The sequence below is a fragment of the Bacillus sp. KNSH39 genome (assembly GCF_052656585.1).
This window is the reverse complement of the sequence record NZ_JBQXYO010000001.1, coordinates 3,250,469-3,260,000: the sequence shown is the minus strand read 5'-3', so window position 1 is coordinate 3,260,000 and position 9,532 is coordinate 3,250,469. Positions and strand designations below refer to the sequence as shown.

At 40.0% G+C, this 9,532-nt stretch carries 3 protein-coding genes, 22 tRNA genes and 2 rRNA genes (1 of these 27 only partly in view); 25 read left to right on the top strand and 2 right to left on the bottom strand.

Translation table 11 applies throughout. The features are described from left to right. The 25 genes from ACUL40_RS16775 to ACUL40_RS16655 all read left to right on the top strand — a co-directional run. Nucleotides 1–234 (top strand): 23S ribosomal RNA (locus tag ACUL40_RS16775) (it extends 2,688 nt beyond the left edge of the window). Nucleotides 235–335: 101 nt separating this feature from the next. After that, nucleotides 336–451: ribosomal RNA gene (gene rrf / locus ACUL40_RS16770) — 5S ribosomal RNA — on the top strand. Between the two features lie 4 nt (nucleotides 452–455). Further along, nucleotides 456–531: transfer RNA gene (locus tag ACUL40_RS16765), tRNA-Val, on the top strand. 4 nt (nucleotides 532–535) lie between these two features. Next, a tRNA-Thr gene (locus tag ACUL40_RS16760) sits at nucleotides 536–611 on the top strand. Nucleotides 612–620: 9 nt separating this feature from the next. Continuing rightward, a tRNA-His gene (locus tag ACUL40_RS16755) sits at nucleotides 621–696 on the top strand. A gap of 22 nt (nucleotides 697–718) precedes the next feature. After that, nucleotides 719–799, top strand: a tRNA-Leu gene (locus ACUL40_RS16750). Nucleotides 800–828: 29 nt separating this feature from the next. Further along, a tRNA-Gly gene (locus ACUL40_RS16745) sits at nucleotides 829–903 on the top strand. A 16-nt stretch (nucleotides 904–919) separates the two neighbouring features. Beyond that, nucleotides 920–1,008 (top strand) — tRNA-Leu (locus ACUL40_RS16740). A gap of 3 nt (nucleotides 1,009–1,011) precedes the next feature. Continuing rightward, nucleotides 1,012–1,085 (top strand) — tRNA-Arg (locus ACUL40_RS16735). Between the two features lie 10 nt (nucleotides 1,086–1,095). Then, a tRNA-Pro gene (locus tag ACUL40_RS16730) sits at nucleotides 1,096–1,169 on the top strand. A gap of 16 nt (nucleotides 1,170–1,185) precedes the next feature. Beyond that, nucleotides 1,186–1,258, top strand: a tRNA-Ala gene (locus tag ACUL40_RS16725). A gap of 20 nt (nucleotides 1,259–1,278) precedes the next feature. Then, nucleotides 1,279–1,355 (top strand) — tRNA-Met (locus ACUL40_RS16720). 4 nt (nucleotides 1,356–1,359) lie between these two features. Beyond that, nucleotides 1,360–1,436, top strand: a tRNA-Ile gene (locus ACUL40_RS16715). A gap of 17 nt (nucleotides 1,437–1,453) precedes the next feature. Then, a tRNA-Ser gene (locus tag ACUL40_RS16710) sits at nucleotides 1,454–1,546 on the top strand. Between the two features lie 27 nt (nucleotides 1,547–1,573). After that, nucleotides 1,574–1,650, top strand: a tRNA-Met gene (locus ACUL40_RS16705). Between the two features lie 3 nt (nucleotides 1,651–1,653). Beyond that, a tRNA-Asp gene (locus ACUL40_RS16700) sits at nucleotides 1,654–1,729 on the top strand. Nucleotides 1,730–1,741: 12 nt separating this feature from the next. Continuing rightward, nucleotides 1,742–1,817, top strand: a tRNA-Phe gene (locus ACUL40_RS16695). A 14-nt stretch (nucleotides 1,818–1,831) separates the two neighbouring features. Beyond that, nucleotides 1,832–1,907, top strand: a tRNA-Thr gene (locus tag ACUL40_RS16690). Between the two features lie 10 nt (nucleotides 1,908–1,917). Then, nucleotides 1,918–1,993 (top strand) — tRNA-Lys (locus tag ACUL40_RS16685). Between the two features lie 13 nt (nucleotides 1,994–2,006). Next, nucleotides 2,007–2,077 (top strand) — tRNA-Gly (locus ACUL40_RS16680). A gap of 10 nt (nucleotides 2,078–2,087) precedes the next feature. Beyond that, nucleotides 2,088–2,164: transfer RNA gene (locus tag ACUL40_RS16675), tRNA-Ile, on the top strand. Between the two features lie 7 nt (nucleotides 2,165–2,171). Next, nucleotides 2,172–2,246 (top strand) — tRNA-Asn (locus tag ACUL40_RS16670). Between the two features lie 7 nt (nucleotides 2,247–2,253). Next, nucleotides 2,254–2,344: transfer RNA gene (locus ACUL40_RS16665), tRNA-Ser, on the top strand. Between the two features lie 5 nt (nucleotides 2,345–2,349). Continuing rightward, nucleotides 2,350–2,421 (top strand) — tRNA-Glu (locus tag ACUL40_RS16660). A 747-nt stretch (nucleotides 2,422–3,168) separates the two neighbouring features. Next, nucleotides 3,169–4,113, top strand: a complete 945-nt coding sequence (locus tag ACUL40_RS16655; protein ID WP_000715338.1) for an L-lactate dehydrogenase — start codon at nucleotides 3,169–3,171, stop codon at nucleotides 4,111–4,113. A gap of 223 nt (nucleotides 4,114–4,336) precedes the next feature. Here the strand turns inward: ACUL40_RS16655 and ACUL40_RS16650 are convergent, their stop codons facing one another. Beyond that, nucleotides 4,337–8,560 carry a S8 family serine peptidase gene (locus tag ACUL40_RS16650; protein ID WP_065212164.1) on the bottom strand — a complete coding sequence of 1,408 codons (4,224 nt, stop codon included), beginning with the start codon at nucleotides 8,558–8,560 and terminating at the stop codon, nucleotides 4,337–4,339. Nucleotides 8,561–8,593: 33 nt separating this feature from the next. Beyond that, nucleotides 8,594–9,199: a CalY family protein gene (locus ACUL40_RS16645; protein WP_063220423.1), complete on the bottom strand. Its 606-nt coding sequence runs from the start codon at nucleotides 9,197–9,199 to the stop codon at nucleotides 8,594–8,596. Nucleotides 9,200–9,532 lie beyond the last annotated feature (333 nt).

Here is a 9,532-nt window from a genome sequence, read left to right as displayed (position 1 = left end):
CCGGGATGGACGCACCGCTGGTGTACCAGTTGTTCTGCCAAGGGCATAGCTGGGTAGCTATGTGCGGAAGGGATAAGTGCTGAAAGCATCTAAGCATGAAGCCCCCCTCAAGATGAGATTTCCCATAGCGTAAGCTAGTAAGATCCCTGAAAGATGATCAGGTTGATAGGTTCGAGGTGGAAGCATGGTGACATGTGGAGCTGACGAATACTAATAGATCGAGGACTTAACCATATAATATGAAGCAATGTTATCTAGTTTTGAAAGAATATAAAAAACTTGTTGACTTTCGAAAGTAAATGAGTTATAATAATTCTTGTCTTAAATGAATACAGTCTGGTAATGATGGCAGAGAGGTCACACCCGTTCCCATACCGAACACGGAAGTTAAGCTCTCTAGCGCCGATGGTAGTTGGGACCTTGTCCCTGTGAGAGTAGGACGTTGCCAGGCAAATGGAGGATTAGCTCAGCTGGGAGAGCACCTGCCTTACAAGCAGGGGGTCGGCGGTTCGATCCCGTCATCCTCCACCATTTAGCCGACTTAGCTCAATTGGTAGAGCAACTGACTTGTAATCAGTAGGTTGGGGGTTCAAGTCCTCTAGTCGGCACCAGAAATCATGGCGGTTGTGGCGAAGTGGTTAACGCACCGGATTGTGGCTCCGGCATTCGTGGGTTCGATTCCCATCAGTCGCCCCATTTTTCTTAAATAAATTAATATGCGGGTGTGGCGGAATTGGCAGACGCACCAGACTTAGGATCTGGCGCCTTTGGCGTGGGGGTTCGACTCCCTTCACCCGCACTTTTAATTAAATAACTCATACATGTCTTGCGGAAGTAGTTCAGTGGTAGAATACAACCTTGCCAAGGTTGGGGTCGCGGGTTCGAATCCCGTCTTCCGCTCCAATTTTCAATATGACATGCCGGGGTGGCGGAACAGGCAGACGCACAGGACTTAAAATCCTGCGGTGGGTGACCACCGTGCGGGTTCGACCCCCGCCCTCGGCACCATATGCGCCCGTAGCTCAATTGGATAGAGCGTTTGACTACGGATCAAGAGGTTAGGGGTTCGACTCCTCTCGGGCGCGCTTTTATTAACGGGAAGTGGCTCAGCTTGGTAGAGCACCTGGTTTGGGACCAGGGGGTCGCAGGTTCAAATCCTGTCTTCCCGATATTCCTAAAAAACATGGGGCCTTAGCTCAGCTGGGAGAGCGCCTGCCTTGCACGCAGGAGGTCAGCGGTTCGATCCCGCTAGGCTCCACTTATATTAATATCATTTATGGCGGTGTAGCTCAGCTGGCTAGAGCGTACGGTTCATACCCGTGAGGTCGGGGGTTCGATCCCCTCCGCCGCTACCATAAAGGACCTTTAGCTCAGCTGGTTAGAGCAGACGGCTCATAACCGTCCGGTCGTAGGTTCGAGTCCTACAAGGTCCACCATTAGACGTATATATCTCGGAGGTATACCCAAGTTCGGCTGAAGGGATCGGTCTTGAAAACCGACAGGCGGCGAGAGTCGCGCGGGGGTTCGAATCCCTCTACCTCCTCCATTTTTTCTAAAGTAAATATTTTATCATCGCGGGGTGGAGCAGCACGGTAGCTCGTCGGGCTCATAACCCGAAGGTCGCAGGTTCAAATCCTGTCCCCGCAACCAAATGGTCCCGTGGTGTAGTGGTTAACATGCCTGCCTGTCACGCAGGAGATCGCCGGTTCGACCCCGGTCGGGACCGCCATTTTTACATAAAGGCTCGGTAGCTCAGTCGGTAGAGCAGAGGACTGAAAATCCTCGTGTCGGCGGTTCGATTCCGTCCCGAGCCACCATTTTGAAAACGCAAGCCGACTTAGCTCAATTGGTAGAGCAACTGACTTGTAATCAGTAGGTTGGGGGTTCAAGTCCTCTAGTCGGCACCACTTTCAAAATGAGCCATTAGCTCAGTTGGTAGAGCATCTGACTTTTAATCAGAGGGTCGAAGGTTCGAGTCCTTCATGGCTCACCATTTACAATTTAATGCGGGTGTAGTTTAGTGGTAAAACAAGAGCCTTCCAAGCTCTGGTCGAGAGTTCGATTCTCTTCACCCGCTTTTCAATTATGGGCCTATAGCTCAGCTGGTTAGAGCGCACGCCTGATAAGCGTGAGGTCGATGGTTCGAGTCCATTTAGGCCCACCATAATTGTTCCGCAGTAGCTCAGTGGTAGAGCTATCGGCTGTTAACCGATCGGTCGTAGGTTCGAGTCCTACCTGCGGAGCCATATTTATAGAGAAGTACCCAAGTGGCTCAAGGGGCTCCCCTGCTAAGGGAGTAGATCGCGAACGCGGTGCGAGGGTTCGAATCCCTTCTTCTCTGCCAGAACTGGCCCGTTGGTCAAGTGGTTAAGACACCGCCCTTTCACGGCGGTAACACGGGTTCGAATCCCGTACGGGTCATACTAAAAGAGATAGCATAATCTGCTATCTCTTTTTTGTTGTATAAAAATGGACTTTGGATAGTCTGCTTTTTTATGCAATAGAAGAAATATGAAGTATTCGCTGTTGCAGTTGGGTACATAGAGAGCGGTAAATACAATCATGTTAATTATTTGGACCTGTATGAATATGAAGGAATTAACTTCAACTTGAACTTTTACCCCAGCTGTATGGCTGTAGCCTCCTACACTTGGAGAAACCGATGAAAATGCATCTGGGAGCTACTGTGGAAAATAAATAATATATAGAAGAAGCTGCTTTCTCTCAATAGCTGTGATCTACTGAAGACAGCTTTTTTATGTTGTCAGTATTGTCGAGTTTTGTCGGTAAGTCGATATATTGCAAAAATCGCTGATATAATTTGAGTTACGATCGATAAATTTTAATAATCGCTGATATATTTGGAGTTACGGTCGATATATTCTAAAAATCGCTGGTATAATTTCACTTACCGACAAAAACCACAAGAAAATCCCTTTCACAATCTAAAGAAAACGCCTCCATTGAAATGGATTCCACACCTATTCCAATAACTTTACACTCTATGTGAAAAAGTTCACAAATAGGTCATAATTTGTGAAGTAATTCACAATAATACGTGCTACAATATGAATGTAAAGAAGTTAAACAACATTAAATTAGTATTTTAATTAATTACTTAAACAATCATAAAAAAATATATGTGAACAATAGAGAGGGGAAATTACCATGAAAAAAGGTATCAATCGTGTAGTATTAGTAGGAACAGGAGCTGTAGGTTGTAGTTACGCTTACTCAATGATCAACCAAGGTGTAGCTGAAGAATTCGTATTAGTAGATGTTAATGAAGCAAAAGCAGAAGGGGAAGCAATGGACTTAAGCCATGCGGTACCATTCTCTCCATCACCAACAAAAGTTTGGAGCGGTAGCTATGCAGATTGTAAAGATGCAGATTTAGTTGTTATCACTGCTGGGTTACCACAAAAGCCAGGTGAAACTCGTTTAGACTTAGTTGAGAAAAATACAAAGATCTTTAAACAAATCGTTCGAGGCATTATGGATAGCGGATTCGATGGAATCTTCTTAATCGCAACTAACCCAGTTGATATTTTAACTTACGTAACTTGGAAAGAATCTGGTTTACCGAAAGAGCGCGTAATCGGTTCTGGTACTACTTTAGACTCTGCTCGTTTCCGTTACATGTTAGGTGACTACTTAGATGTAGATCCACGTAACGTTCATGCTTACATCGTTGGTGAACACGGTGACACTGAACTTCCAGTATGGAGCCACGCTACTATCGGTGTACAAAAATTAGAAACAATCTTAGCTAACAACGAACAGTACAAACAAGAAGACTTAGACAAAATCTTCGAAAACGTACGTGATGCAGCTTACCATATCATCGAGCGTAAAGGTGCAACTTACTACGGAATCGGTATGTCACTACTTCGTGTAACTAAAGCAATCTTAAACAACGAGAACAGCGTATTAACTGTATCTGCATACCTTGAAGGTCAATACGGCGAGAAAGATGCTTACGTAGGTGTTCCAGCTGTAATTAACCGCGAAGGTGTACGTGAAATCGTAGAACTTGAGCTAAATGAAGATGAAAAAGCGAAGTTCGCTCATTCTGTAAAAGTATTAAAAGAAACAATGGCACCAGTACTATAATAATTGCTAAATAGTTCAGAGGTGGGAAACTGCTTCTTACCTCTGAACTTATATAATTTAATATAAATTCCTTTTCCGGTTTCCCTTGTATATCCCCAATATACCCCTTTTGCTGGATAAGGGTCGTTTATAGAAAAAGAGCACTCTATTTTACGTAGAGTGCTCTTTATTATTCCGCTATTTGCCGGGCAGTAAAATCTCAATTGATTAAAGTTTCACTTTATTATTTTTTAGGCGTTAATCCTAATTTCTTTAAAATATCTGCCAGTGTACCGCTTTTTGATTTTTCTACAGGTGTTTGTGATTTAGATGCATCTGGCCCTTTTTTCAAGAAGTTCTTTTCAACGAAGCGAATATCTTTTTCGTCGACAATACCATCTTTATTAAGATCTCCGTCTTTTACAGTTAGTCCTTTTTTACCATAGTTGCTAGCAATGATTTCAGCATCTTTAATATCGATTACTTTATCACCATTTACATCGCCGGCAAGGTTTTCGTCAGGTCTTGCATAATAATATTGGCCAAGCAACTTACCGTCTTTTTCAGTACCAAGTTTCGTTGTTAGGCGGCTTGTTAAATGTCCTGGCACCTCTACATATAAGTTATAGTCGCGTTTATTAACTGGAAGTCCATTTAGTTTGAAGTATCCGTATTTATCTAGTGAGCCTTCAAACTTATGACGGTAAGAATCAGTCGCATATACTTTTACGCCAAGCTTTGTATAATCGAACTTTTCATCTAAATATCCGCGTTCATTTAAGAATGCACCAGGTTTAATATTTCCTTCTACTAATGAGTTTAAGGACATAACTGAGAATGTTTGATCTTGAAGTACACGCATTCTATTTGGTTCTGATTCACCTTGTTTCCAGTAAACAAAAATTGGTGATTCTAATTGAGCGTTTGCTTCATAAAACTCATCATTTTCTACTTTGAACGTTACATCAATGAACGGGAAATCACCATCTAATCCAGCAAAATTTTTGTCATCGATAGCTCCGCCAACTGTAACAGAGCCTGCCTCTAGTTTCGGTTCATTTACTTTTGCGGTTACCCCTTTTTGGGAAAGTAGCTTTTCAAAAGCAGGATTAAATTTCGCATTTGCAAATTTGAAGTTCTTCTCTAGGAAGTTTACATTAAATTGCCCAGCAACAAATTGTTTTACGTGTTTCGCGTTTAGTGTTACTGTGAACTCGTCATTTTTATATAATTCTTTTTTATCGTAACTAGTTTTTGCATATTGAGCACCTTGCGGGATAAACCAGTAGTTATTTACACCGTTTGGATAGTCAGGACCTGCAGTTGCATAATCGAAAATATATACGCCTGTGTTCATTGGACCTTCCGTTCTGAAGGAGTCAGGTGTAATGCCAACTTTAAAGTCGCCATTTGCATTAATCGGTAAAAACTTATGCAAGTATGGAGAATAGTCATAGTACATAACGCCATTCGCTTCTTGCGTAATGTTTAATCCTTTTCCTTTTAAGTAATCAACGTTTGAATCGTATACGTTTCCTTTAATCCATAGTGCTTTTTTGCCATCTTCTACTGTATAATTTTCTTCATTTAACTCGTAAATACCAGGTTTTAATCCAGTTAATTTCACTTCTGGTGGTGTATTATCAATTACAACATAATCACCTTTTACACGTGCTTTCCCAGCCTTATCATAACCGACAAACTCAATTGTGTAGTCTCCTTCTGGTAAGTTGATTTTCTCATTACCGATTGGTTTTGCAGGATCATTTGTAAAAGGATACACTTTTCCATTAAAGAATGAATCTAAGTAGTAATACACATCAGTTTTTAGGCCACTCGTGTTTAATGTTCCAATGAAGCCAAGAGCTTTATTTGTTTTGGAATCTTTTACGATAAGATCTAACGTTTCAAGTTCGCTGTTTAATTGGAATGCTCCGTGAACATACGATTCACCGTATGGATTGAATTTAGATGTATCAGTTGAAATTGCTTTTCTTGATAGTATTGCATTTTCAATACCAGGCTCTGATACACGAATAGAGAATGGGATTTGATATGTTTCTTCTTTATTTTTTGTGTTCGTAATATGAATGTACCCTTCATATCGGCCTTGTTTCACACCGGCTGGAACATTAATTTTTGCTTCAATTTCACCTGTTTTGCCAGCATCAAGAGTAATTGTTTCTGGAGCAGAGATTTTTACACCGTTTGCGACAGCATCGTTAATAGTAGACGATGCTGGTGTATAAGAAATTTCTGTTTTAAATTCTTTTTTCTCTTGTTTATTATGATTAGTTACTTTTATATTTCGTTTTTGTTCAAGAGCTTCACCGTCTTTTTGATAAAACTTACCGAATGCAATAGATCCAGTTTCTTCGGGTACTTCAATTACTTCATCATTTACAACAGTTTGTGTCGTATCTAATACTTTAAAGCTTGTTTCTGTACGAACGGCGTTGTAAGCATCTACTCGCCCAGCTCCAACTTCATATACGGAATATTTTTCTTTTAAATCATTAGCTGTGTTCATAAGAGACGCTTTTACATCGAACGGAGAGTAGTCTGGGTGTTCTTGTAAAATTAGAGCAGCAACGCCAGCGATATGAGGAGAAGCCATAGATGTTCCTTGCATACGCTCATAGGAAACAGCGTAGTTTTCACCCTCTTGCGGGTCGTTAATATATTCAGGAACTGTTGAAAGGATAGCGACACCAGGCGCTGTAATATCAGGCTTAATATCATCATTTGCTGTAACAGGACCGCGTGAGCTAAAGTCTGCAAGATGATCGCCTTCTGTTTGAATGTAATTAATTTCATCGAGAGTTAAGGAGGTGCTACCTTGTTCGATTTGAGCTTTTAGTTTTTCACCTTCTTCTTTCGTTAGGCGGAATGCTGGAATGTATTTTGTACTTTCGCCAACGTAGAAAGGAATTTCTCCATCCACATTGTTATAAATAATAACGGCTTTTGCACCTGCTTGTTTTGCATTAGCAATTTTTTCATCAAATGACAGTGTACCGCGTGCAACGAGAGCGATTTTTCCTTTTACATCTTTTTTACTAAACTCGTCAGGCGTACCAATTCCTACATATTCAATAGGTAAAGTTTGTCCCTTGAAATCTTCTATTTTATCAGTGAAGTTTTTGCCGAATAGAATTAGGTTAGGAAATTGTAATTGTCCAGCATGACCTGATAGTTTCGGTAAGGAAATAGAGCTATCACTTGCTCCAACCGTAATTGCAAATGGTGAAGCACCTGGTGATCCGAGTGTTGATGGATTTGGTCCAGAGTTACCAGCAGCAACGACTGTAACAACGCCTGAAAGCATTGCATTATTAACAGCGATAGATGTTGGATCGAGTGGATTGTTGCTATCATCACCTAACGATAAGTTAATAACGTTCATACCGTCAGAAATGGATTTATCAATTGCAGCGATAATACCTGAACTATCTCCACTTCCGTATGGACCGAGTACACGATAGTTATACAGTTCAATGTCAGGTGCAACACCTTTTACTGCTGAATCAGATTGGTTCTTCTTTTGGGCAGAAACGATACCTGCTACGTGAGTGCCGTGGGCTGTGTAGAAGGAAGAACCACGGTTATCAAATTCAGGAGCACCAGATTGTTGCCATTCTGAATAAGTAGTTTCCATTGGATCTGCATCATTATTAATAAAGTCCCAACCCTTTACTGAGTTTAGGTCTACTTTGCTAGAGTCCTCACCAGGTTTCGCGCGATAGCCTTTATATACGTCTTTTAAGTCAGGATGATTGTAATCAATACCTGTATCTAATACACCAACTTTAATTCCTTTTCCGGTAATGCCCTCACTATGTAACTTATCTACTCCAATTTGCGGGATGCTATCTGTTAGTTTTTGAGGCGCTTTTTGCTCAGCTTGTTTTGGTAAATTTAATTTCACTTCGTAATCTTTCCAAATACGTTTTACAACGCCAATTCGTAACAATTCTTCTACTGTATTTGCTGGTAATGTCATCGCAACACCATTTATCGCATGCTTATAAGAACGTTTAATTTGTACAGACTGGAAGTTTCCTGATTTTACTGATGGGCTGAATTGATAAAGACGTTTTAGTCCTTTTTCGAATTCTTCATGTTCTTGATCAATACGTGCTTTTATATTTTCAGGAGCAGACTGTAATCCTTTTTCTTTTTGTTTTAATTCATTAATCTTTACTGGAGCAGTTTGAAATTCTACGATGATATTTACAGGCTCAGAACTACTCGTATTAATATCTGGTGAAATTGTAAAACCAGGGTTGGCATCTACCGTTTGTAATGCCAGGCGTTGTTCTTTAGAAAGCTTAGATAATATAGAATGAGCATTTGAAGATTCAATTTGGTTAATAGGACTTTCAGCAAGTACATTGAACGGAATAGCAGTTGAAAACAAAACGCCAGCTGTTACAATTCCGGTAACAAAACGATTTTTCTTTTTCATTTATAGGCCTCCGGTAATTTATATTTTTAAAAATTATTTCTCCACGCCAGCCGTTTGCTCAGTATGGAATGTCCAGTTTAGCTGCAGGGAATCACCTTGAAATTTATTTTGATCTTGGTCGTTATCTTCAAATGAGAAGAGGACGTGTAAGTAATCTGTTTCACCAGATTTAATACCATCTATTAAGTTATGACGTTCTAGAGACGTAGCGACATCTTCAGGTTTCATAGTTTTTAATTGTGATAGTTTTGTTTCCCACACAATCTCATGATCATCGTTTGGATTAGATGGCTGTCCATCATTTACTAGAAACTTGACGATAATGTGATCACCTAAATCTTCACCGTCATTATTTTGCTTTGCATCTGTAACTTCATATGATGTTTCAAGTGCTACTTTTGCGATATCCAATGTACCTTTATTTTCAAGCTTGAAGTTCCTTTCAATAAAATCACCTGGTTTTAAATCTTTCACATTAACGATTACACTTGGATTAATAGAAAGATCTAGTGTTCCAGCTTGAAATGAGTTACTTGATGTTTCTGAATCACTGAAATAGGCGAATACACCGCCGAATGTAAGGGATAAGCCAAGTGAAGCGGTGATAACTCCCATTCCTACTTTTTGTTTTAATGACATAAGAAAGCCTCCTAGTTAAATTTGTATAGCAACCGTTCGCAACAAGGATAAATAAGTAAACATAGTAGTCCGCTATGAATTGTAGTTAAGAAAGAACAATGTTCTTTATTGAGAACAAGTATATGCTTATGAATTTCGCATTTCAATAAAATTGTGACAAAAAATATTGAGAAACATTTTTTTATGACAGATTATTTTGTTTTGATTTTGAGTGGAAAATAGCATGAAAAATAGGATAAACATAATAAAATAAAGGTTGAGAAAAAATAATTGATAAAAATATAGAAGGATAATAAAGCGTTTTCAATGAATATTCGTCAAAATTCGATATTT

Coding starts and splice junctions, on each gene's coding strand:
- ACUL40_RS16655 (WP_000715338.1), top strand. CDS start 3,169: ATGAAAAAAGGTATCAATCGTGTAGTATTAGTAGGAACAGGAGCTGTA.
- ACUL40_RS16650 (WP_065212164.1), bottom strand. CDS start 8,560: ATGAAAAAGAAAAATCGTTTTGTTACCGGAATTGTAACAGCTGGCGTT.
- ACUL40_RS16645 (WP_063220423.1), bottom strand. CDS start 9,199: ATGTCATTAAAACAAAAAGTAGGAATGGGAGTTATCACCGCTTCACTT.